The organism is Frigoribacterium sp. SL97 (genome assembly GCF_026625765.1).
Lineage (GTDB): Bacteria > Actinomycetota > Actinomycetes > Actinomycetales > Microbacteriaceae > Frigoribacterium.
This window is the reverse complement of sequence record NZ_CP113062.1, coordinates 2272745-2293294: the sequence shown is the minus strand read 5'-3', so window position 1 is coordinate 2293294 and position 20550 is coordinate 2272745. Positions and strand designations below refer to the sequence as shown.

Genomic DNA, 20550 nt, shown 5'->3' with positions numbered 1-20550 from the left:
TCAGAACATGACGGCGCCGACGACGATCGGCAAAACCGTCGCGCCGACAAGCGTGGCCGCGAGGGAGACAGTCATCCGGCGTCGGGTCTTCGTGGACAGCATCATCGTGGCCTCCTGGTGGTGCGTTGATGCCAGGAGGCATGTGGCGCGGTCGGTCGCTCACGGCATGCCGGTCGACCGAATCGTGACGCGAGCAGGTGAGCGAGCCGACAGTAGTGGCAGTCGGTGCCGGAGGCGGAATCGCTAGTTGACGGTTTGGACGGCCTCGGTGGTCAGCTTCCGAGCTGACGACGGATGGGTGCCGGTGCCGGGGGCTGCCGAGGCGTGAAGACTCGCGCCAACTCCGCTGTCGTCTCCTCGGTGAGGAGGGCGGGGTTCACCTCGAGCAGGCGCCGGATACGCGCTACGAACTCACCCGGCGTCATCTGCGTGGCGGCGCTTCCTTCCGGCAGGGCCGTGTCGTCGACGATGCGGGCGTTCGTGAGGATCCGCCGCTGCTCGTCGGCGAAGGATCCAGCAGCAGCCATCGCGTGGAAGCGCTGCTCCCACTCCTGCCCACTCATGCTGAGCTCGGGGTCCGTCACCGCCAGTTCGACGCCCTCGGTGGAGACCACGAACGTCGCAGGCCGCGGTGGTCGACCGTCGGCGCCGACGGCCTTCTTCGTCCGGCGAGGCGACGACATGCGCTTCCAGATGGCACGGGCGGACGGAAGAGCTCGCTCGTGCCAGAACCGCGCGATGATCGGCAGTGAGGCGACGATGCCGGCGAGGATCAGCTCCGCCATCAAGGCGATCGCTTCGAGTTCTTCCTTCGTGAGTTCAGGCGACTGAGGTGCCTGCGAGTAGCTAGGCGTGTCCTCGACGTACTCCCAGTCGGCGTGGTCGACGAGGTTGCCGTCAGCGTCGAAGAGGTGCCCCTTGAAGGCGCCGTCGACGCGTCGTGAGGAGCCGAGGTGAAGTCCCTCAGGGACGATGGGGACGAAGGGCATGTCGCGACACTACTGGCCGCGAGCAGTCCTCACGAAGTCGGGGGTGGCGGGCCTAGTAGACCGCTCCGAGCACGAGGCCACCGACGAGGCCGGCCAGGCCAAGGACGGCGCCGGTGACGGTGAGGCGCTTCCGGGTGCGGGGAGTCATCATCATGTGAGTCCCATGCGCGGCAGCCGCCGAAGTGGTCAGACGCCGAGTCGGTGCCGGACGCTGATCGAGTTGGCGTGGACGGTTGCCGGGCGGGGCACCTCGCCGAGGAGTCGGTGGAAGAGGCTGACGCCGCCCGATGACCGGAAGAGCTCTGCCCGGCGTTCGGCGGGTGTCGCGCCGAGCGGTGCCACTACCTCGAGCAGCCTGGCGGTGCGCTCCACTGGCTCCGCCCTCCCGTTTGCGTAGCCCATGAGCCAGCCGTCCACGGTCCGGCGGGGAGCGCCCAGGAGACGTGCCAGCTGCTCGGCGGGCAGACCCGTCAGGGTCGCGAGCTCGGTGACCGTGCTCACTGCGATGCCGCGGCGGTCCGGGCTTCCACCTCGCCCAGCCACTCGTCGACCCCGTAGACGCTCGGGGCGCCGAGGTCGAGCAGCGGCCGGGTGAACACCACGGTGCTCTTCGCGGCGTACGCGTCAGCGACGTTGCCGGAGACGGCTGCAGCGATGCGGGCCACCTGCGCTTCCGCCTGGCCGCGTCGCGACTTCGGGAACGTCTTGTACAGCAGGAGCGATGCCACGCCGTCGCCGAGCGCGGCCAGCTTCGTGCGCAGGCGCGACTCCTCGGCGGTGGCCGCAGCGAGGAGCTCGTCGGGGGACGAACCGGATGTCAGGCCCTTGCCAGCGGTCCGCGAGCCCTCGAGCGCCTGCTCCCGGGCCCGGCGAACGCGCCCGTCGGCGACGTTGCGGCCGAGCTTGGGGAACGACTGGTAGCTGGTGTGGACCTCTAGCGTCCCGGCTTCGTACGCGAGGGCGGTGCGGAGCGCGCGGATGCTCGCGACGGTGCGGCGGAGGGGCTCGTCAGGGGTGGTGTTCAGCATGGGGAGTGTCCTTTCGTCACCGGCCCCATGCGCGGCGGGGCGCCGCTCACGCCGCGAGGGCCAGGGCCTCGTCCGGAAGCAGCGTGCGAAGGCGGTCGAGCGGCAGCGGGACGCCGCACCGGTCACGCCACTGTCGGCGCCACCAGGCGTAGATCCGCATGGCTGATGCGCCGCGTGTCTCAGCCCAGTCCCGGATGGTCTCGTCGAGGAGGAACTCCTCGCCGTGGAACTCGAAGTCGTCGGAGACGACCAGGCGCATCTCCTGGCACTGCCCGCAAGTGCGGTAGCTGGCGATCGTGCCAGAGTCCGCAACGGTCTGCAGGTGATACGTCTCTCCGGGCTGGATGCGTCGGCGGCACTCGTGGCAGTTCCACGACTTCCGGGCCTTGCGGAACGTGTCGGTGAGGATGGTCATGAGGTCTCGGGGTCCGTCCGGTCAGGCAGTCTCAGGTGCTCGAGACCCATCTCGAGGAGCAGGTCGTCGAAGTCGAAGGTCGCTGCGGCGCGCTCATCGGCGTCGGGCGTGCAGTACGGGCAGACCGCTGCCGCATGGTGGTTGTCGAGCTCGAAGCCGATGTGAGCGACCTCGCGGAGGCCGGCGACCTCTCTCGCGGCGGAGCGAAGGGCGGCCGCGAGGGAGGAGACAAGTTCGTCCTCGCCGACCGTCACACGCTCGTCTGCGGCGGCGAGGAGGGCGGTGACGTTCATCGCCGGAGCCAGCGCACGTGGTACCACTCGTTGACCTTCATGAAGGCGTCGAAGTTGGGCCACGCGACGACCTGCTCGTTGCCGAGCGTGGTGAAGGCGTTGATGGCTACGACGGGGACCCCGTCAGGCCCGGCGGCCGCGACGTCGAGGCAGAAGACGTGGTTCGTCTCCTTGTCGCGAGCGAGGGGGATGAGGGTCCTCGAGGGGTACTGGTGGCGGAGGATGAGGTGCCAGGACCGGCTCACGCCTCGTTCCATGAACGCCCACGCCCACGGGTCGAACAGCTCGCGGTTGGCGTCGACGACGGCGAGGAGCGCGCTTGGGAGGCGGTACCCGCGCCACAGCTGCCTGAGCTCACGGCGACGTTCGCGGGCGGTGGTCAGCGGCCGGCGCCGGGTGCGGCGCTGGTGGATGGTCAGGGCACGCTCGAGCGGGTCGGTGGGAAAGCGCGATCGTCTGTGTCGGGCCCGTTCGTTCAGGCGCTCTCGTCGTGCGACGGTGCTCACGTGGTGCGGACCTCCGGGTCGTGGGTGACTGCTTCGCCGGCGATGCCGACGAGGTGGGTGGCGCGGGGCTCAGCCACCGAGGTCCTCGTCGCCGGTCTCCCCATCCGTGTGCGGCTCGCCGGTGCTGGCCGGCGCAGGCGACGCCGACGTAGCCGGCGGCAGGATGCCGATGTTGCGCTTCATCTGGGTGTAGAGGCTCTCGCCGCCGCCGCCGCCGCCGCCGTCAGGGACCCCCACCGGCTCGGGACCGCGTCGGATGGTGAAGTCGGACGGGTTGAGGGCGAAGAACGCGAGCTGGTTCGCGATGACGTTCTGGGTCAGCTGCTGCTGGGCGACGGCGAGCTGAGCCTCCATGACAGCGGTCTGGCGCTCGATGGCGCTCGTCTGCCGGTCGGTGGCAGCTGCCTCCTCGAGGCTGGCGAAGACGAGAGCGCCGGTGCGCTGCGCGGCGGAGTCGCGGAAGCGCTCTCGGTTGCTGAGCATCGAGAGGGCTCGCTCGGCGAGGGTTCGGGTGGAGCGCTTGTCGTCGGCGTCGCCCTCGAAGGTGTCGATGGGCGGGACGGGTTCCGCGGCGGCGACCGGGACGTCGAACTCGGTCTCGAAGAGGACGCTGGCCGGCGGCTCTGTGTTGAGGAGGGTCATGGTGGGCCTACTTCGTCTCGGTCAGGTCGTCGGACTCCGGACCCGCGAAGGCGATCCGGATGATCTCCTCGGTCGCCCAGAAGGCGAGCACGGGGATGGCTGCGGACAGGCCGATGCCGATCCAGGACTGGTACGTGGAGAGGTCCCCGTCCCAGTAGTCGAGGGTGTGGGTGGCGTTGGCGATGACGGAGAACCCGGTGGAGACCATGAGGCCGGTGCGGGTCATCCAGATCTTGTTCTTCGGGCGACCGCTGGCTGTCGTCAAGGGCGGCAGGCCCGCCTTGGCGCGTTCGAGGAGGCGCTTGCTCTCGCGGAAGCGGAACACGGCCAGGGTCAGGCTGTAGCCGATGATGGCCATGTCGAGGAAGACCGCGGGGAGCCAGCGAAGGTGGTCGTTCGGGGCCATCCAGCTGCTCATCTCCACGATGGCGTTGAAGGACCAGACGATGCTCGCCATGAGGATGGCGCCGAACAGGAACAGCAGGAAGATGACGAACCAGCGCTGGTTCGGGTTGATGAGTGTGAACTCGACGACGGGCTTCTTGGCCTTGCCGGTCACCTCGGCAGGGGAGTCGCCAGCTGCGGCCTCGGGCTCGAAGAGCGTGGCTCCCGTGAAGGGTGCGGAGGCCAGAGCTGGCGGGTCGGCAGTCATCGTCGTGTCAGTCATGTGATGCTCCAAGGTCGGTTTCAGTCACGACATCCATGCGCGGCAGACGGCGCATCGTGAACGGTGCCGTGGCTCCGGTGGGGGAGAAGCCATAGCGGCCGTACCAGCTGATGAGACGCCCCAGCTCGCAGCCGAAACCGTTGTTCGGCTCCACGACGACGGGAAGGCCGGCGGCGTCTGCACGCTCGAGGACGGTCTTGAGTGCGGCGCTGCCAAGGCCGGTCCCGCGGAGGGGCACAGCAACGGCGATGAGGTCGAGGTGGGCTTCGCCGTCCCTCATGGTGATGGCGGCATTGATGCCTTCGCCGAGGGCACGGACGGCGGCCATGGTGTCTACCGCGAACGGGGACGGCAGGTGCTCGTAGGAGTGGGGGCTCATGCCTCCTCTGTGCGGCAGCTCGCGGGACGGGTGCGAGCGGCGCAGCCCTGAGTGCGGAGAACGATCCGTGATCAGGCCTTTCGTGGTGCGCGGCACCTCGTGCCGCACACCTACAGGGCATGACCACGACCTTCCTCGAAACCGACCACCCGCGGGCCGCCACCGGCGCCTTCGTGGACAAGCTGCAGACCGCACCGGAGGTCGGCTTCGGCACGGCGCACCGGCTCGACGCCACCGACCACGTCGTCGACGAGAGCTTCCCCGTCCCGCAGGCGAACGACCTCGAGAAGGTCGCGTCGATCGTCGACCTCGTCGACCAGGGCGCAGACACCGGCGATGCGGTCGCCGAGGTGTTCAACTTCTCGCCCCGGCAGGGGCCGTACTACCTCGACGCTGCGGGCTACCTCGGTCTCGTCGAGGTCGTCCCCGACGAGGAGATGAAGACCTACCAGCTCACCGCGCTCGGCCAGCACATGCTGTCGTCCTCTGCGGAGGAGCGGGTGCTCATCCTCAGGCACACCGTCGCCGCCTGCCCGGCTGTCCGCGCGTACGCCGACGGAGGCGAGGAGCACATGCTCGAGACCCTCGCAGCGTCTGGTCTCGGCGATGTCACTGCCGACCGCCGCGGCGCGACGGCGGCATCGTGGCACCGGTCGCTGACGAGCAGCGCCAACTTCGCCACCCTCATCGACGACGAGCTCGACGGGGCGCTGTACCGCGTCCCCGAGGCCGCGAAGAAGGCAGCGGAGGCGCGGGAGGAGCGGCGCAAGGCGGCCGTGACGCGGCCCGCCCCGAAGTCCTGCGCCGAGCCCGGCTGCGGCCTCCTCCTGCCGGCGTCAGGTCGCTGCGACTGCCAGGACTTCTAGTGCGCGACCGGCGCCAGGCCGCCTGAGCCTGGCGCCGGGAGCGCCCTACTGTCCCGGAGCGGGCACGAAGCAGAGGCCGAGGTCAGCCTCGAGCAGGGCCTTGGCGGACTTCTCGCCGAACGCCACGAGCATCGAACCGGCGCCGGGCGTCCCGCCCTGCTCGGTGATGTTGCCCTTGAAGAACTTGATCCGGCCGCTGACGAAGCAGACCATGCTGGCGCCGCCAGCGACGTCCTGGAACCAGCGGACGTCAGTGCGGGCGAAGACGAGGGCGATGCCGTCGCCGTGCTCGGCGAGCTTCTTCATCCACACGGGCGTGTGGGCGCCGTAGGGCGGGTTCATGAAGACCGTCCCTTCCCACGGGGATGCGAGGCCGTCGTCGTCGATCGTGTAGTGCTTCCGCGCCGGGACGAAGGACTTGCCGGCGCCGGGGGAGCAGGGGTCGAGGTCGAACTCGAGTCCCAGCGACTCGAAGATCACGGGCGGCGTGTACCACTCGAACGACTCGTTGCGGGTGGACTCGTGGGTGAAGCCGCCCTTGGGGGCGGGTGCAGGTGTGGTGTCGGTCATGCCTGCTCTGTGCGGCCGTGGCCGCTGCGGCTGGGCGTGGTCCTGAGTGGTCCTCCCAGCCGTGCTCGCGGAGCCCGCACAGAAGAGGCATGACCGACACCACGACGGGCGAGTTCACCGACTTCGGGCCCGACTTCATCTGGACCGACAACGTGACGTCCGAGCAGCTCAAGAACATCGCCGAGTTCGGCGACGTGGAGATGCGACGTCGTGCCGCGGCGCACCCCGCCATCACCGACGAGATCGGGCAGATCCTGCTCATCGCCGGCGGCGCCGACATCGCGCCCATCATCTGCAAGAACCCGAAGGCCAGCACCGGGCTGTTCAAGCTCGCCGCCCGTCCCCGGCGCACCATCAAGAAGCTGCAGAAGCAGTACCGGGCCGCCGACCGCGCCGCCGAGAAGCGACGCACCAGCTACGTCTCGAGCATCACGCGAGGTGAGAAGTGATGACGAACGCTGAGCCGGTCCTCACCTTCGACGAGCTGTTCGCCCGCCGCCCTGTCACGCTCAGCGGCTGCTGCCGCGGCTCCGTCGACGTCGACGGCCGCTGCGACACCTGCGAGCTGCCCGCGGGCATCCTCACCGCGCACGTCTGCGGCACCTGCAAGACCCACGTCACCGAGACCGCCGGTGAGACCGGCCCCGTCCTCGAGTGCAGCACCTGCGGTGCGCGATGGGACGACCTCGCTCGCCCCACCACCGAGGACCTCACCGGCGTCGTCGCGACGTCGTGGAACCCGCTCCTCCTGCCCGACGTGCACGCCCGCTTCCTCAGCGCTTACGACCAGCAGCTCGCAGCGTGAACGCCTGGTATGCCGACGAGACGACGACAGTTCACGCCGGCAACAGTTTGGACATCCTCGCCACGCTCGAGAGTAACTCCGTCGACAGCATCGTCTGCGACCCGCCCTACGGACTCGCCGACCTGCCAGCGAAGAAGGTCGCCGCAGCGCTCACCCAGTGGCTCACCGGCGACCGGGCGTTCATCCCCGGCGGGCGCGGCTTCATGGACAACGCCTGGGACCGGTTCGTACCGCCGCCCGCGCTCTGGGACGAAGCGCTCCGAGTCCTCAAGCCCGGCGGGTACCTGCTCGCCTTCGCCAGCACTCGCACGCAAGACCTCATGGGCATGTCCATCCGCCTCGCCGGCTTCCGCATGCGAGACCAGCTCCAGTGGGTGCGCGCCGACGTCTTCCCGAAGACCAAGCACACCCTCAAGCCCGGGTACGAGCCAATCCTCATGGCGCAGAAGCCCCTCGAGGGCACCGTGCAGCAGAACATCGACAGCTGGGGTGTCGGCGGCATGAACATCGACGCCGTCCGCACGCCGTTCCGCAACGCCGCCGACGAGGCGGAGACCAAGAGCAAGAACCAGCACGCCGACTGGGGCACCCCGCAGGCGCAGTACAGCATCTACGGTGACTTCTCCGCGCTCGGAACAAGGCCCAACTACGACGCCGAGGGGAGATGGCCGACGAACATCGTCTTCGACGCGTCAGCCGCAGCGGCGCTCGACGCGGCGAACGAGCCGACCGTGTCGCGCAGCGGCACCCGCGGTCGCGGGGCGCCGGCCGGCGACGGCTGGGGGATGAGCCAGGGCGGCGTCGAGTACGACGATCGCGGCGGCCCCAGCAGGTTCTACCCGGTCTTCCTCGAGGACCCGCAGCCGTTCAAGTACGTGCCGCGGGCGCAACCGCGCGAGCGTCCCGTCGTCGACGGTGTCCGGCACCCCACGGTGAAGCCGTTGGCGCTGATGGACTGGGCTATCCGGCTCGTGACTCCGTCCGACGGAGTCGTCCTTGACCCGTTCTTGGGGTCCGGCACGACTGTCGAGGCCGCTCGCCTTGCTGGGTTCCGCAGCATCGGTGTGGAGGCTCATGAGCCGTTCCTGCCGCTGATCGCCGCGCGGCTCGAGAGGTCGACGCGGAGCGTGTTGGCGGCCTGACCGCACACCACACCTGCCGCTGCCACTAGCGTTCGATGCTGCGAAGTATCGAGTTGGTCCAGCCCTAATCCGGAAGCACTCCGAACGGTCTCGTGTTACAGAAATCGCTGGTCAGGGGCCAGAGTCGACCGACCTGTCTGATTGTCCCCCTTGACGGTTTGGACGAAAGGTCACCACGCGTGTCCCTCGTAATGGGGTAGACGTCCACCCTAAAATCGCCCGATCAGGGGTCCTCGAACCTAGAGAATCGCTGAAAGACCACAGAAAAAGGTGAGCGAGATTCACGCTCACTCTCGAGAGGAACACCGTGCCGAGCCAGAGACACGAGTTCGTGCAACCCATCGTGGTCTGCGTCGACAAGGAGCGCCCCGCGCCCGCCCTCGATGCCATCCGAGCAGTCGCCGACGCCAGCGTCAAGATGTACGCCCGCGACATGGTCGGCTACGACAGCCTCGACGAGACCGAGCGCCTCGCAGTCAGGCACATCGCCCGCGCATGGAGCTCATGGCTCAACGGCCCCATCGCCAAGACAGTCCGCCGTGCTGACCGAGCCACCTACGAGCGGCTCGTCGGATCCACCAGCCTCACCGAAGCGACCATCGTGACCCGCGGTGACGCCGAAGCCATCGCGTTCCGCCCGATGATGGCCGACGAGCTGCCGAACAACCTCCGCCGCCTGCAGGTCAGCGGCACTCAGCTTCCCGAGGGGACCCCGACGAAGGTCCTCACGCCCACCGCCAGCATCCTCCTCAACGCCGACCTCGACATGTCGACCGGGAAGGCCGCAGCGCAAGCTGCGCACGCCCTCTTCACCTGGTTCCTCAACACCGACGAGTCACCCGAGCCCGACGCCATCGAGTGCGACGTGTCCTTCGTCAGCGGCAAGGAGCTCGAGGACATCGTCGCCTCTCGCGGCGTCCGAGACGCCATCCACGACGCCGGCCGAACCGAGATCGAGCCCGGCTCTCTCACAGCCATCGCCGTCACCGACTGACAGCGTCACGGACGGCGGGGGAAACTCCCTGCTGTCGCGATGAGTTCGCCGGTCTGCTTGATGAGGTCGACCTGCCGGTCGAAGACCTCGGTGAACGCCAGGCGGGTGAAGATGCGGGCCTCCATCCAGTCAGCGTCTCCAGCGCCCCGATCAGCCTTGCGGCCGACCCAGACGTCCGGTGTGATCTGCGACCAGACGCGGTGCACGATGTCGTGCCGGTCGCGCAACGCCTCTTGAGCATCGATGACTAGCTGGCTCGCGGCCACCGCAAACTCGCGCTCCCGAGCGTTCTGGTCGTAGGCGGCGAGACGCCGACGAAGCAGCTTCTGGCTGGCAGACCCCAGCATCTGGAACGCCTCGCGCTGCGGCCCGTTCGAGACCTGACTCACGAGAGCGGCCAACCGGTCCTCAAGCAGTGCGCCGAGAGCGGCAGTCCTCCCGATCAGTGCGTAGAGCTCCTCATCGAGAGCGGAATGGACCGTTGAGGGGATGCCGTACGCGTCGTCTACCACCCCTCGACCGTATCGGGGATGGCTGCCGCGCATGGGCGGAGCATGACGAAGCTGACCTTCATGCACACCGGCGACGAGCACCTCGACGCCACAACGCACGGCACCCTCAACGCCACCACCGGCCGCAACACACTGTGGGAGTCGAACCAGGCAGTCATGAGCCACCTCGTCACCGTCGCTATCGAGCGCCGCGTCGACGCCTTCATCTCCGCCGGCGACTCGTTCAAGAACGGAGCCCCGTCGCAGGAGGCGCTGCTGATGTTCGCCGACGCCTACGCGCCCCTCGGTGAGGCTGGCATCCCCCTCGTCATCCTTGACGGCAACCACAACCGCAACGGCGTCCCGAGCGACCACCGCTCAGCCATCCATGTCCTCGCCCAGATGCTCCGCGCCCGCGGCACCACCGTGCACGTCGTCTCCGACCCGCAGCTGGTCCGGCTCGAGAGCGGCCTGCAGGTCGCCGCCCTCCCGTGGATGTCGAAGAACCAGATCCTCTCCGACCTCGGCAAGCTCGACGCCAAGCACGAGGAGAGCGACCGCATCGTCTCCGACCACGGCCTCGAGACCCTCACCCAGCTCACTGCCGAAGCCGACTCGACCTCCCCGCTCATCATCGCCTCCCATGTCACCGTCGACGACCTCCGCCTCGACGCCGTCACCGAAGGGTTCAAGCGCGGCTCCGAGGTCGACGCCGCGCACCTGTTCTCCGAGCCCGTCCTCGACCGCAAGAAGCTCGAGCAGCTGCCGTTCTCCTACGGGGCGCTCTCCCACATCCACACCCCACAGAAGGTCGGAGCGAAGCTCTGGTACGCCGGCAGCCCCAACCGACTCACCTTCACCGACATGCGAGACGCCAAGGGCGGCAACCTCGTCACCGTCGACTCCGACGGCACGCTCACCGTCGAGCGAATCGCCACGCCTGCCCGCGTCATGACCTCAATCGACCTCGACGACGAGGCGCACACCACCGAGCTCGCAGCACTCGAGGCAGGCACCCTCGTGCAGCTCCACCTCGCCACCGGGGAGCCCGAGGTGCCCCGTTCCATCCGGAAGGCCATCGCCTCCGCCGGCGCCATCCTCGCCGACACGAAGCCCCGGCCGAAGCCCCGCGAGGTGACCGCGCCCCGCGTCAGCATCCCTGAGAAGACAGACCCGCAGGACGCGCTCCGGACCTGGGCCATGCACGAGCTGCCCGCACACATCAACCTCGACCACCTCCTCTCGGCGGCGGAGAACCTCACCGTCGACGGAGGCAAGAAGTGACGACGAGCACCGGGGCTGTCGCTGTCGCTGTCGCTGTCGCCGGCAGCCGGCACGACGCCACCTCCGCATCGACGGCGACGACCGCCTTCCGCACCGACAGCCACACGATCACCCTCGTCGCCGTTTCCGGCCTCGCACCCGTGCCGTACTTCGCGGCCATCGAGAAGGACGTCACCGCCCTCGAAGGAGCGGGCGCCACCATCCACACCAGTGGCCCCTCCGGCGTCAGCAGACGACTCCGCGACATCACCCGTCGCTGGGCCTATCGCCGGAGTTCCCTGGCGAGCAAGGCGCTCGCCCGCCACCTCGGGTGGCTGAGCGCGGACGAGGTGCTGCGCGGCTTCCGCCAGGACCACCCCACCTGGCAGGCCCACGACGCGACCCGCGAAGAGGTCATTCAGCGCTGGACATTCGTCGGCGCCGTCGCCTCCGCCATCAGCAGCCGCATCGTCGTGAAGCTCCCCCGCACAGTCATCGCCGAGCGCCCCGACATGGTCTACGGGCCGCGCGCCGGCAACACCGCATCTCTGCCCGTCAGGGCCCGCGAGGTCATCTCCCTCCGCGCCTCCGAGGCCATCGAGGCTGCCACCAACGAGCGCGGTGACGTCGTCATGCTCTGGTCAACCCAGCACGTCCCCGAGCTCACCGAACGCCTCCTCGAGAGGGGCTACACGGACGCCGAAACCACCTGGCGGACCGTCACTACCTTCGGGCCGCACGCATGAGCGGCCGCCGCAACAGGCGAGACGACCCGCTCGCCGACCTCCCCGACGACGGTCTGATGGCCCTCGTGCTCGAAGACCAGGCCCGGGCACAAGCGATCGCGCAGGACGCCGACACGGTGGAGCCTGCGCATGACTGACGACACCAGTCGGCTCCGCGGCTTCCGCACAGAGGGTGGCAGCCTCGCCGCACTCACCCTGACCCTCCGCCACGTCGTCAACGAGCAACAGGTCACCGTCATCGCGCTACCCGCCGCGGCGCCGCCTACCCACTGGCAGGTCACCAACGCTCTCATCGGCCACCTGGTCGACGGCGGGGCTACGTTCCTGCGTGAGCGCGACGAGCTCGCACCCGACACGCTGCGCCGCGGCGCCCGGGCCGCTCAACGTCGCGTCGAACGACACGAGACCGCACGGAGCGACATCCTCGCCTCCCGCGGCTGGGTCTCCGACCGCGCCGGCATCACCCCTCGCAGCCACACCGTCAGTGACGTCTCCACCGCTGAGAAGCTGAGCCGCAGGCGCAGCGTCACCGGCCTCATCAGCACCAGCCCCCTCGTCAACTCCGTCCTCGAACGGATCATCAACACCGCCATCAGCCAGCAGCCGGACCTCCTCGCCAAGCCGCAGATGTTCCAGCAGCTCGAGGCCGGCACGGCCGGAGCATGCCGCCGGGTCGAATCCATGGTGGCCGGCATCGCCGAGGTGGACGACGACGTCGTACTCGCCATCGAAGGAGCCATGGTCGACCACCTCGAGGAGCACCTCGTCGACGACGGCTACGAGGTCGCCGCAGAGGCTTGGCGCCACATCGCCTGGTCAAGGTCGAAGCCGCGCGGCGGTCGGACCAGGCCGGTCCTCGGAGCTCGAGCTGTGGCGGTGCCCACATGACGCCCCCGAAGGCGGGCTTCCGCGCTACTGAGGCCGCCCGCCAGGCTGAAGGCATGTCCTGGGGGAGAACCATCACGCTGTCCGTCGTCGCCATCGCGCTCACAACCACGCTCGTCAGCTGCTCTGCCGCCGCTAACACGCTGAGCGAGCTCGCCGCGGCGACCCCGACAGCAACAGCCACCCCCGACGCGCTCGAGGGGGACCTCAACGGGGATGGGAAGCTCACCACCTTCGAGACGGACTGGCTCGCGAAGACCAAGGCTGATGCTGCCGTTCGGGACTACACCCTGACCGACGGGACCGTCATCCAGGTCGACCCGACGCAGACCCTTCCGGAGCAGGTACGCAACGACATCGTCGCGCAGTTCGCGGAAGACATCGCGGTCACCACGTCCACGGTCGAAGGCGGTGTGCGAGACGCACGCCGGCAGGTCATGATCGATCGCGTCAACCAGGTGAAGGCAGCAACCGGTCGAGACGTGATGGTCGTCTACCCGTCCCTCAGCCTGAGCAGCTCCGACGCCCGCAAGACGGACACGCAGGTGGTGTGGTCGAGCATGAACAGCGCGCCCGAGGACGGCAACCCCTTCGCCGGTCCTGACTACGACATCGACCGGGACGCCTACATCGCCAAGGCCACCGAGATCGCCGGAGACCAGTACGACGTCATCGTCCTCGGCTGACGCCGACATGTGAGCCCTCCCTCCGGCAGGGCGTTGCGCGCGCCCGCAGACTGCCGCGCATGGGCCACCCATGCAGATCAAGAGCATTGAGGTCCACGGCCTCTGGTCCTACCGCGAGCCCGTCACCATCGACCTCACCGGGCTCCCCCTCGTTGTCGGTGTCGGCGACAACGGGGCCGGCAAGTCCATGCTCCTCATCGAGGCACCCCTCGTCGCCTTCTACGGCCGCTTCCCCTCGAAGACCGTCGCCGAGTCCATCACCACCGGCGCCACCAGCGGCAAGGTCACCGTCGTCTTCGGCATCGGCGACGCCACCTACCGCGTCTCCCGCACCTACCCGCGCAAGGGCAGCGGCACCGGCCAGGTCCACGTCGCCGACGACACGGCCAAGAGCGGCTGGCGCGCCATCAGCGACCCCGGCCACCGCGCCACCGACGCCGCCATCCTCAACCTCCTCGGAATGAACTACGAGACGGCCACGATGACGTGGGCCGCCGAGCAGGGCAAATACGGCCGGTTCGCCAGCGCCCAGCCCATCGAGCGCTTCAAGCTCCTCGCCACCGTCTTCGACCTCGACAAGTACGGCCCCATGGCCGCCGCAGCCAAGCGACGCTTCGACGAGGCCACGGCCACCGTCACCCGCATCGACGGACGCATCGCCGAGCTGACGGAGACGCTCGACGGGCCGGTCAGCGAGGAGGGGGACGAGCCGGAGGACCAGGACGGTCAGGACCTGTTCGCCCGCCTGCGGAAGCTGTCGGACGACGACCTGCACTGGAAGGCCCAGTCCCTCGACAAGGAGATCGACCGGGTCACGGTCAGCATCGCCGACCTCGCATCCAGCGACCCCACCCGCAAGGCTCACGAGGCCCGTCAGGCCCGCGACCTCGTCCGCAACGACCGGCAGAGCAAGCATGCGGCCGCGGACGGCCAGCGCCAGCGCGCCGAGATGGCCCTCGAGCAGGCACGCACCCGCGGCGCGTCGGCTCGCGCGGCAGCCGACCAGCAGTTCCAGGCTGCCGTCGACGGCGGCCGCCAGCGCGCGATCGCCACGAAGAACCAGGCTGCGCAGATCCGCCAGGACGTCGCCAACGCCCTGGCCCGCATCGAGGCTGCCGAGCGCGACCTCCCGACCCTCTCCGCCAACGTCGAGGTCTACCGCCAGGCGGCCGCAGAAGGCCGCGAGAACGCGGACCGGCTTCACGACGTCGCCACGGCTCACACGGCCACCTACTCGGCGCATAAGGCCAGCTACGAGGGCATGAAGGCCGAGGTGGCGGAAGCACGCGAGCGCATCGACATCCTGCGCCGCACAAGCGAGTCCGGTGACCACGCGACGTGCTTCTCCTGCCAGCAGCACCTCACCGCGGGCGACGCGCAGAAGCTCATCGAGGCTCAGGAGGCGGCCATCGTCGTCCTCCAGCAGCGCATGGACGAGGCCCGGACCGCGGCCGTCGCAGCGAAGGAGCAGGCTGCCGAGTACGACGGCTACCGCCAGCAGCAGCTCGCTGCCGTCCAGCAGAACGACGACGCAGCCTCCCAGCAGGCCCGCGCCGTGTCGGACGCCGAAGCCCTCATCGCCAGCCGCGCCGAGCGGGAGACGAGCGACGCACGGGCCGTCGAGATGATGACCGAAGCCGGTCGCGAGGAGGCGGCTGTCCTCGCGACGGCCACCCAGACCCACACCGACGCCATGGCCGCGGCCGCAAGCGCCGAGGCTGCCGCAGTCCGCGAGGCCCAGGCCGAGCTCGATGCCGCAGCCCCCGTCGTCGCCGCCACCGCGCTGCCGTCCGACGAGGAGACGGCGCTCGAGCACGCGGTGACCGCCGCCGAGGCTCTCGCTGCATCGGAGCTCGCGCAGGTGGATTCGGCTCGGGAGGAGCTGAACGAGGAGCGCGCAGGCCTCCGCGAGGAGGCCAGCCGCTACGCCGCTGAGGCCGCACGTCGCTCGGAGGCTGTCAGCCAGCGAGCCGCGCTCGAGGAGCGCCTGACCGACATCCGCCGCGACCGGGGAGTCGCCGTCGTCGACCGTGACCTGCACGACCAGCTCCGCGCCGCGTACAGCCCCGCGGGCATCCCGGCCATGGTCCTGGCCGGCATCATGGAGAGCCTCAATGAGGCGGTCAACGCCTCGCTCGAGCGTCTGTCGAAGGGGCAGCTGACGGTGTCGATCCGCACCACTCGCGAGACCGCCAAGGGCGCCGCCCAGAACCAGGTGACCGTCTACGTCGAGACCCCCGAGGCAGGCCTGCTGCCCTACGAGTCCCTCTCCGGCGGTCAGAAGTTCCGCGTCGACGTCGCCATCCGCATCGGTCTCGCCGAGGTCATCGCCCGGGGCACCGGCTCCCCGATCGAGACGTTCCTGCTCGACGAGGGCTGGGGCACGCTGGACGAGTCGGGCATCACCAACATGGTCGAGACGCTCTTCCGCCTCTCCGAGGAGGTCAACCTCATCACCGTGTCGCACATCGGCGCCGTCCAGGACGCGTTCCCCTCCCGGGTCGAGGTTAGCATGAGCGGTGCCGTGAGCTCCGCCCAGGTGATCCGCTCCTAGCTAGTGACGCGGCTGACGTACCCCAGGAGGCCTCTTGGGGCACGTCAGCCGCGTCTTCGCATGCGTCCTGCGGTCGGCGTCCTGGTCGGCTGCAACTCGCTGCAGGAGCCACACCGAGCGCAAATCGTGCATATATACCCTAAAATCGGCCCAGCGCTAACCACGAATAACCACGGATAACCAGAGCCTGGTTACACCAAAAACCGGCTTTGACCAGGGGTTCCTCTTCGAAATTACCATGAACCACGATTTCGGCGAGAAGTGGATGTATAGAGCCAAGGGATAGAGAGACGTGAAAGTATAGGACCAGCCCCTTAAGTAGTAGTAGTAGAAATCGTGGTTATTTTGGTTAGAGAGAGAGATAAGGGCCTTGGATCCCAGTGACTGGGCGGAAGTTGCTGTAACCAGAGCTCTGGTAATCCGTGGTTATTCGTGGTTAGCCGTGGTTCAGGGTCTCAGCGGCCCTTCGCGCGCCGATTGAGCACCATCGTGCCGCGCATGAGCCGAGCATGACGCGCCGCACGAGCACCCTCGCCACCCGCACCGCTGCCCTGGCACTCGCGCTCGTGGCCCTCACCGGCTGCACGTCGACGGCTCTCGCCTCGACCGACCCTGCCAAGCAGGAGACGGTCGCCGCTCCCGCGACTGAGGTGCTCGACCTTCTCGAGACGCTTCCGGTGAAGGGCAAGTCGCCCATGACCGGCTACACCGGCAACCGCGAGGCTCTCTTCGGCGCTGCCTGGCTCGACGTCGACAGCAACGGCTGCGACACCCGCAATGACATCCTCGCCCGGGACCTCGACGACGCCCGCACCAGCAACGGCTGCGACATCGTCGACGGCATCCTCCACGACGCCTACACCGGCGAGAGCATCCCCTTCGAGCCCGGCCACGTCATCCAGATCGACCACCGCGTCAGCCTCGGGAACGCGTGGGCCACCGGTGCCCAGCAGATCTCCTACGACGACCGCGTCGCCCTCGCCAACGACCCGCTGAACCTCATCGCTGTGAAGGGCAAGGCCAACCAGCAGAAGTCCAACGGCGACTACGCCACCTGGCAGCCGAAGCAGAAGCCCTACCGCTGCGAGTACGTCGCAGCCCAGGTGCAGGTCAAGGCCAAGTACGACCTCTGGGTCACCCCGGCCGAGCACGACGCCATGGTCACGACGCTGAACACCTGCGGCGCCTCCGGCTCGCTCCTCGCCCCGACCGCCGCCCCGTCCACCGAGCCCACCACCCCGGCCGCCGAGGTCCCCGCGCCCGAGAGGCCCGCCGCCGACGAGGCCGCTCCCGCCACTGTGCACCCCGGCGGCTACTGCGCCGAGCAGGGCGCCACTGGTGTCGCCGCCACCGGCAAGACCTACACCTGCGGCAAGGCTGGCGCCGACGCCGGCGGCCGCTTCCACTGGAACGCCTGACCGCCGCACACGTAGGTGGCATGACGAGCTTCGAGGTCCAGCACCCGCGCGCCACCGACGGCACCTTCGCCACGAAGGACCAGGGCGCCCCCGAGGTTTCCCTCAACGGCTGGCCCGTCGCAGAGGCCCCGACACGTTCCAGCATCTGGTCCGATGCCCTCGAGCGTGGAACGGCCGATCGCGCGCCCGTCGGCTCGGCGCAGACCGCCGCCGCCCTCCGGAACACCCGCGGCGAGGCCGACGGCGCCGTCCGCCGCGTCATCCTCCGCGCAGACACCCTCGGCCAGCGATCGACCATCCGCGACTTCGACGTCGTCGGCCCGAGCGACGGCCGGCCCATCCTCGTTGACGTCCGCGGAGGCATGTTCCGCCTCAAGGTCACCTCCGGTCACGCGATCGTCCGCGCCGACTCTGGGCACGGCAACGTCGTGACGGTGAGCGACGGCGCCACGGCGACCGTCCTCGTCGAGAACGACCGCAAGATGAGCCTCCACGCCGAGCGCGGCTCTGTCGTCGACCTCTTCGCCGGCGTCGATGCCCGCGGATACCAGCACGTCGAGGAAGGCGCGCTCGTCACCGCCCGCGGCCACCTCGAGCGGATGAGCGGCGACTTCACCATCGCCTGAGCGTCGCCGCACACGTACCAGGCATGACCTTCCTCGAAGCAGACCACCCGCGCGTCGACAACGGCACGTTCACCGACAAGCCGCAGACGTCCCCGGAGGTCAGCCTCGGCGGACCGGCGAAGGACTGGGGTACCGTCACCGTCACCGTCACCGTCAACGAAGGCTCCCGCACCCCGTGGGGTCCCGCCGACAGTGTCACCGACATCGCCCCCGGCATCGTCTCCGTCGGCACGCCCGGGCACGGCGGCCTCAAGCTGAGCCGTGAGCGTCGCGCCGCCATCCCGAAGCCTCTCCGCGACGTCGCCGGGATCTGGTTCGAGGAGGACTGTGAGTGGTGGATCGTCGCCATGCACCACCCCGAGGCCTTCCCGCACATCGAGGACGGCGTGGCTGAGAAGCGTGTCCGCAACTGGTTCCCCGACGCCTACGAGGCGGCAACCGGTACGACGATCGCGCCGGGGGAGTCCGACGTCCGCGACGAGGCTGTCTGGGCCAAGGCTCACGAGAACGACTTCGTCCTCATCTCCGCCCGCATGGACGACGACCGTCCCGGCGTCGTCCGCGTCATCGGCCGCCGCGCCTCCGACGGCACCCGGCAGACCTTCTACGTCCCGAAGGATGAGCTCGACGCCCGCCGTCTCGCAGCGGAGCCTGGCCAGGGGCACCGCGTCATCCTCGACCCGGCCAGCGACGAGACCTCCGGGCCCGACGTCGAGCCGGAGAAGGTGCCCACCGTCAAGCACGCCGGCTACAGCTCGCCGGCGACGCCAGGAGCACGTGCCCGGCTCGCCACCGACCTCGCCAAGCGCTGGCGCCGTGACGACGGAAGCGTCGAGACGCTCGCGGACATCCTCGAACGCGGCGTCGCCGGCAAGTCCTCCCGCGTGGAGAACGGCAAGCGCATCTACTTCATCCGCGAGCAGGAGTTCGAGGGCTCGAGCTACGCCGCCCTTCCCGTCACGAAGGCGACCTTCGACGCCGTCAACGCGCCCGACGGCCGCTCGGCTGCAGACGTCGCCTACCAGGACGCCCAGATCGCCGAGCACAAGCTGCACCGCGCCGACGGATGGACCGAGCGACAGAAGCTGCAGGCGGCGTACAACGAAGCCGCCCGCCACGCCGACGAGCTGCGGAAGGCCGAAGCGGCAGCCAAGGAGCAGTAGCCGGCCGGCCGGCGCCGCACACGTAGTCGGCATGACCACGACGTTCACCGAATCCGACCATCCGCGCGCCACCACCGGCGAGTTCACCACGAAGGCCCAATCGGCGCCGGAGACCGCGCTCACCGCCGGTCCCGAGGGCCCCGAGGGCCAAGAGGCCGCCACGCTCACCGATGCGCAGATCGACGCGCTCGACTGGGAGCAGCTCATCCGCATCCGCAACCGTGTCCTCGACCGCATGGGTGCCATGGGCATGAGCGTCGACCGTGAGGAAGCGCGGTACCGCGTCCTCGAGGAGCCGGAGTTCTACGGCTACGACCTCGACAAGGTGGCCGCGGTCCGAGAGCGGTTCGGCAGCGACGAGGTGATCGGCGACATCATCACCCGGACGAACGCCTGGCACACCCTGGGCGAAGTGACCGACGGAGAGAGCGCACGCATCACCGCAGCTCTCGCCGACGCGCTCGACGAGATCCAGAACGTCCCGGTGCCCGGGAAGCCGCTGACCGCGGAGAGCATGCCGCACAACCAGACCCTCAGCGGCAGCGACGCCATCTACGCCGCGGTCGCCGACGGCATCGCCAACGACGGCCTGCAGGTCACCCCCGAACAGCTCGAGCGTGCCTACCTCGGCCACTCCGCCGACCCGGATCGCATCAGCACCCGCTTCGGCTTCGGCCGCGACCACGACGAGCTCGTCGCGGGGACGAAGTCGCAGATGCGCCGCCACCTCGCCGAGGCTGGCGCCACCTGGGTCACGAACTGACCTACGTGCGGCGCCCCGGACACGTGGGCGCCGCGCATGGTGTTCTCGTGACCACCACTCTTCCGAAGATTTCCAACGAGAACCTCTCCCTTGACGACAAGATCGCGGACCTGAACCAGAGTCGCTTTGCGCTACGCGATGAGGTCTCTGAGGACGGTCGCGAGATGCGAACCACTCTCGAGCTTCTCAACACCGTTCGCGTCGACAAGGACGGGCACCGCGAGGTCGTCGCGCTCGTCATCAAGACATCGAAGCACTTGGGGACCCGCGACTACGTCTCCCTCGTGGCACGCGACATCCTCGTTGACCGCCCTGATCCGGGGTTTCTCGTCTTCGGTGCAGCCCACGCGGACTGGCCCTACCTGCGGCGCGACGTCGGTCGTTTCAGTCGTCGGCACCTCGAGGGACTGCATGCTGACTTCCTCCATCTGGCCCTCTCGAAGGACATGCTCGACGAACTCGTCACATGGGCTAAAGAGATCCGCCCGGCCTTCATCGTCCACCTCCGCACCGACACCGCCTCCCGCGTCGTCATGCGAACGACAAGCCGGGACGCCGCCGAGGAGCGTGCAGCTCTTCTCGAGAGCCGACGCATCCAGTCAGCTGTCATCCGTGTTCTCGACCTCGCGGACGCTAGCTAGGTAGCTAGCAATCTAGCT

27 protein-coding genes are annotated in these 20550 nt (G+C 68.9%); 16 read left to right on the top strand and 11 right to left on the bottom strand.

Annotation, left to right across the window (positions count from 1 at the left end; genetic code table 11):
• Window positions 1–272 precede the first annotated feature (272 nt).
• The 9 genes from OVA02_RS11215 to OVA02_RS11175 all read right to left on the bottom strand — a co-directional run bounded on the left by OVA02_RS11215 (window position 273) and on the right by OVA02_RS11175 (window position 4919).
• Window positions 273–989: a hypothetical protein gene (locus OVA02_RS11215; RefSeq protein ID WP_267658386.1), complete on the bottom strand. Its 717-nt coding sequence runs from the start codon at window positions 987–989 to the stop codon at window positions 273–275.
• 186 nt (window positions 990–1175) lie between these two features.
• Window positions 1176–1490, bottom strand: coding sequence for a hypothetical protein (locus tag OVA02_RS11210; RefSeq protein ID WP_267658385.1), 315 nt, complete (start codon window positions 1488–1490; stop codon window positions 1176–1178).
• The gene (locus OVA02_RS11205; protein WP_267658384.1) at window positions 1487–2017 is read right to left on the bottom strand and encodes a hypothetical protein; all 531 of its coding nucleotides are present in this window, start codon (window positions 2015–2017) and stop codon (window positions 1487–1489) included. Before OVA02_RS11205 ends, OVA02_RS11210 begins: the two co-directional genes overlap by 4 nt.
• Before the next feature lie 46 nt (window positions 2018–2063).
• Window positions 2064–2432 (bottom strand): hypothetical protein, encoded by a 369-nt coding sequence (locus tag OVA02_RS11200; RefSeq protein ID WP_267658383.1) that lies wholly within the window; start codon window positions 2430–2432, stop codon window positions 2064–2066.
• Window positions 2429–2725: a hypothetical protein gene (locus OVA02_RS11195; RefSeq protein ID WP_267658382.1), complete on the bottom strand. Its 297-nt coding sequence runs from the start codon at window positions 2723–2725 to the stop codon at window positions 2429–2431. Before OVA02_RS11195 ends, OVA02_RS11200 begins: the two co-directional genes overlap by 4 nt.
• Entirely contained in the window at window positions 2722–3231 is a 510-nt protein-coding gene (locus OVA02_RS11190) for a hypothetical protein (RefSeq protein WP_267658381.1), read from the bottom strand. Before OVA02_RS11190 ends, OVA02_RS11195 begins: the two co-directional genes overlap by 4 nt.
• Window positions 3232–3300: 69 nt before the next feature.
• Window positions 3301–3873: a hypothetical protein gene (locus tag OVA02_RS11185; RefSeq protein ID WP_267658380.1), complete on the bottom strand. Its 573-nt coding sequence runs from the start codon at window positions 3871–3873 to the stop codon at window positions 3301–3303.
• 7 nt (window positions 3874–3880) lie between these two features.
• Window positions 3881–4540, bottom strand: a complete 660-nt coding sequence (locus tag OVA02_RS11180; RefSeq protein WP_267658379.1) for a hypothetical protein — start codon at window positions 4538–4540, stop codon at window positions 3881–3883.
• Window positions 4533–4919: a GNAT family N-acetyltransferase gene (locus OVA02_RS11175; protein ID WP_267658378.1), complete on the bottom strand. Its 387-nt coding sequence runs from the start codon at window positions 4917–4919 to the stop codon at window positions 4533–4535. The genes OVA02_RS11180 and OVA02_RS11175 overlap by 8 nt, the downstream gene beginning before the upstream one ends.
• A gap of 119 nt (window positions 4920–5038) precedes the next feature.
• Between OVA02_RS11175 and OVA02_RS11170 the strand changes: the two genes are divergently transcribed.
• On the top strand, window positions 5039–5785 hold the full coding sequence (locus OVA02_RS11170) for a DUF7226 domain-containing protein (protein ID WP_267658376.1): 747 nt from the start codon (window positions 5039–5041) through the stop codon (window positions 5783–5785).
• Window positions 5786–5830: 45 nt separating this feature from the next.
• Here OVA02_RS11170 and OVA02_RS11165 read toward each other — a convergent pair whose 3' ends face one another.
• On the bottom strand, window positions 5831–6355 hold the full coding sequence (locus tag OVA02_RS11165; RefSeq protein ID WP_267658375.1) for a DNA N-6-adenine-methyltransferase: 525 nt from the start codon (window positions 6353–6355) through the stop codon (window positions 5831–5833).
• An 89-nt stretch (window positions 6356–6444) separates the two neighbouring features.
• On the opposite strand from OVA02_RS11165, the gene OVA02_RS11160 reads away from it, so the two are divergent.
• From OVA02_RS11160 to OVA02_RS11145, 4 genes are all read left to right on the top strand, one after another.
• Window positions 6445–6804, top strand: a complete 360-nt coding sequence (locus OVA02_RS11160) for a hypothetical protein (protein ID WP_267658374.1) — start codon at window positions 6445–6447, stop codon at window positions 6802–6804.
• A complete protein-coding gene (locus OVA02_RS11155; RefSeq protein WP_267658373.1) occupies window positions 6804–7160 on the top strand; it encodes a hypothetical protein in 357 nt (118 codons plus the stop codon). The genes OVA02_RS11160 and OVA02_RS11155 overlap by 1 nt, the downstream gene beginning before the upstream one ends.
• Entirely contained in the window at window positions 7157–8302 is a 1146-nt protein-coding gene (locus tag OVA02_RS11150) for a DNA-methyltransferase (protein WP_267658372.1), read from the top strand. The genes OVA02_RS11155 and OVA02_RS11150 overlap by 4 nt, the downstream gene beginning before the upstream one ends.
• Window positions 8303–8609: 307 nt before the next feature.
• Window positions 8610–9296: a peptidyl-tRNA hydrolase gene (locus OVA02_RS11145; RefSeq protein ID WP_267658370.1), complete on the top strand. Its 687-nt coding sequence runs from the start codon at window positions 8610–8612 to the stop codon at window positions 9294–9296.
• A gap of 5 nt (window positions 9297–9301) precedes the next feature.
• Here the strand turns inward: OVA02_RS11145 and OVA02_RS11140 are convergent, their stop codons facing one another.
• On the bottom strand, window positions 9302–9841 hold the full coding sequence (locus OVA02_RS11140; protein WP_267658368.1) for a hypothetical protein: 540 nt from the start codon (window positions 9839–9841) through the stop codon (window positions 9302–9304).
• 9 nt (window positions 9842–9850) lie between these two features.
• Between OVA02_RS11140 and OVA02_RS11135 the strand changes: the two genes are divergently transcribed.
• The 11 genes from OVA02_RS11135 to OVA02_RS11085 all read left to right on the top strand — a co-directional run bounded on the left by OVA02_RS11135 (window position 9851) and on the right by OVA02_RS11085 (window position 20532).
• Window positions 9851–11071, top strand: a complete 1221-nt coding sequence (locus tag OVA02_RS11135) for a metallophosphoesterase family protein (protein WP_267658366.1) — start codon at window positions 9851–9853, stop codon at window positions 11069–11071.
• Window positions 11068–11796, top strand: a complete 729-nt coding sequence (locus tag OVA02_RS11130; protein ID WP_267658365.1) for a hypothetical protein — start codon at window positions 11068–11070, stop codon at window positions 11794–11796. Before OVA02_RS11135 ends, OVA02_RS11130 begins: the two co-directional genes overlap by 4 nt.
• Window positions 11793–11933 (top strand): hypothetical protein, encoded by a 141-nt coding sequence (locus tag OVA02_RS11125; protein WP_267658364.1) that lies wholly within the window; start codon window positions 11793–11795, stop codon window positions 11931–11933. The genes OVA02_RS11130 and OVA02_RS11125 overlap by 4 nt, the downstream gene beginning before the upstream one ends.
• On the top strand, window positions 11926–12684 hold the full coding sequence (locus tag OVA02_RS11120; protein ID WP_267658363.1) for a hypothetical protein: 759 nt from the start codon (window positions 11926–11928) through the stop codon (window positions 12682–12684). Before OVA02_RS11125 ends, OVA02_RS11120 begins: the two co-directional genes overlap by 8 nt.
• A gap of 53 nt (window positions 12685–12737) precedes the next feature.
• Window positions 12738–13367 (top strand): hypothetical protein, encoded by a 630-nt coding sequence (locus tag OVA02_RS11115; protein ID WP_267658362.1) that lies wholly within the window; start codon window positions 12738–12740, stop codon window positions 13365–13367.
• A 70-nt stretch (window positions 13368–13437) separates the two neighbouring features.
• Complete coding sequence (locus tag OVA02_RS11110; RefSeq protein WP_267658361.1) at window positions 13438–15921, top strand: AAA family ATPase; 2484 nt, start codon at window positions 13438–13440, stop codon at window positions 15919–15921.
• 509 nt (window positions 15922–16430) lie between these two features.
• Window positions 16431–17339, top strand: coding sequence for an HNH endonuclease family protein (locus OVA02_RS11105; RefSeq protein ID WP_267658360.1), 909 nt, complete (start codon window positions 16431–16433; stop codon window positions 17337–17339).
• A 20-nt stretch (window positions 17340–17359) separates the two neighbouring features.
• Complete coding sequence (locus OVA02_RS11100) at window positions 17360–17965, top strand: hypothetical protein (RefSeq protein WP_267658359.1); 606 nt, start codon at window positions 17360–17362, stop codon at window positions 17963–17965.
• A gap of 23 nt (window positions 17966–17988) precedes the next feature.
• A complete protein-coding gene (locus OVA02_RS11095) occupies window positions 17989–19128 on the top strand; it encodes a DUF7007 domain-containing protein (protein WP_267658358.1) in 1140 nt (379 codons plus the stop codon).
• A gap of 31 nt (window positions 19129–19159) precedes the next feature.
• Window positions 19160–19891 (top strand): hypothetical protein, encoded by a 732-nt coding sequence (locus OVA02_RS11090; RefSeq protein ID WP_267658357.1) that lies wholly within the window; start codon window positions 19160–19162, stop codon window positions 19889–19891.
• A gap of 47 nt (window positions 19892–19938) precedes the next feature.
• Window positions 19939–20532: a hypothetical protein gene (locus tag OVA02_RS11085; protein ID WP_267658356.1), complete on the top strand. Its 594-nt coding sequence runs from the start codon at window positions 19939–19941 to the stop codon at window positions 20530–20532.
• The last annotated feature ends 18 nt before the right edge of the window (window positions 20533–20550 follow it).

Coding starts and splice junctions, on each gene's coding strand:
- OVA02_RS11170 (WP_267658376.1), top strand. CDS start 5,039: ATGACCACGACCTTCCTCGAAACCGACCACCCGCGGGCCGCCACCGGC.
- OVA02_RS11120 (WP_267658363.1), top strand. CDS start 11,926: ATGACTGACGACACCAGTCGGCTCCGCGGCTTCCGCACAGAGGGTGGC.
- OVA02_RS11135 (WP_267658366.1), top strand. CDS start 9,851: ATGACGAAGCTGACCTTCATGCACACCGGCGACGAGCACCTCGACGCC.
- OVA02_RS11115 (WP_267658362.1), top strand. CDS start 12,738: ATGTCCTGGGGGAGAACCATCACGCTGTCCGTCGTCGCCATCGCGCTC.
- OVA02_RS11090 (WP_267658357.1), top strand. CDS start 19,160: ATGACCACGACGTTCACCGAATCCGACCATCCGCGCGCCACCACCGGC.
- OVA02_RS11160 (WP_267658374.1), top strand. CDS start 6,445: ATGACCGACACCACGACGGGCGAGTTCACCGACTTCGGGCCCGACTTC.
- OVA02_RS11215 (WP_267658386.1), bottom strand. CDS start 989: ATGCCCTTCGTCCCCATCGTCCCTGAGGGACTTCACCTCGGCTCCTCA.
- OVA02_RS11140 (WP_267658368.1), bottom strand. CDS start 9,841: ATGCGCGGCAGCCATCCCCGATACGGTCGAGGGGTGGTAGACGACGCG.
- OVA02_RS11185 (WP_267658380.1), bottom strand. CDS start 3,873: ATGACCCTCCTCAACACAGAGCCGCCGGCCAGCGTCCTCTTCGAGACC.
- OVA02_RS11125 (WP_267658364.1), top strand. CDS start 11,793: ATGAGCGGCCGCCGCAACAGGCGAGACGACCCGCTCGCCGACCTCCCC.
- OVA02_RS11165 (WP_267658375.1), bottom strand. CDS start 6,355: ATGACCGACACCACACCTGCACCCGCCCCCAAGGGCGGCTTCACCCAC.
- OVA02_RS11200 (WP_267658383.1), bottom strand. CDS start 2,432: ATGACCATCCTCACCGACACGTTCCGCAAGGCCCGGAAGTCGTGGAAC.
- OVA02_RS11110 (WP_267658361.1), top strand. CDS start 13,438: ATGCAGATCAAGAGCATTGAGGTCCACGGCCTCTGGTCCTACCGCGAG.
- OVA02_RS11095 (WP_267658358.1), top strand. CDS start 17,989: ATGACCTTCCTCGAAGCAGACCACCCGCGCGTCGACAACGGCACGTTC.
- OVA02_RS11155 (WP_267658373.1), top strand. CDS start 6,804: ATGACGAACGCTGAGCCGGTCCTCACCTTCGACGAGCTGTTCGCCCGC.
- OVA02_RS11195 (WP_267658382.1), bottom strand. CDS start 2,725: ATGAACGTCACCGCCCTCCTCGCCGCCGCAGACGAGCGTGTGACGGTC.
- OVA02_RS11180 (WP_267658379.1), bottom strand. CDS start 4,540: ATGACTGACACGACGATGACTGCCGACCCGCCAGCTCTGGCCTCCGCA.
- OVA02_RS11100 (WP_267658359.1), top strand. CDS start 17,360: ATGACGAGCTTCGAGGTCCAGCACCCGCGCGCCACCGACGGCACCTTC.
- OVA02_RS11105 (WP_267658360.1), top strand. CDS start 16,431: ATGACGCGCCGCACGAGCACCCTCGCCACCCGCACCGCTGCCCTGGCA.
- OVA02_RS11205 (WP_267658384.1), bottom strand. CDS start 2,017: ATGCTGAACACCACCCCTGACGAGCCCCTCCGCCGCACCGTCGCGAGC.
- OVA02_RS11175 (WP_267658378.1), bottom strand. CDS start 4,919: ATGAGCCCCCACTCCTACGAGCACCTGCCGTCCCCGTTCGCGGTAGAC.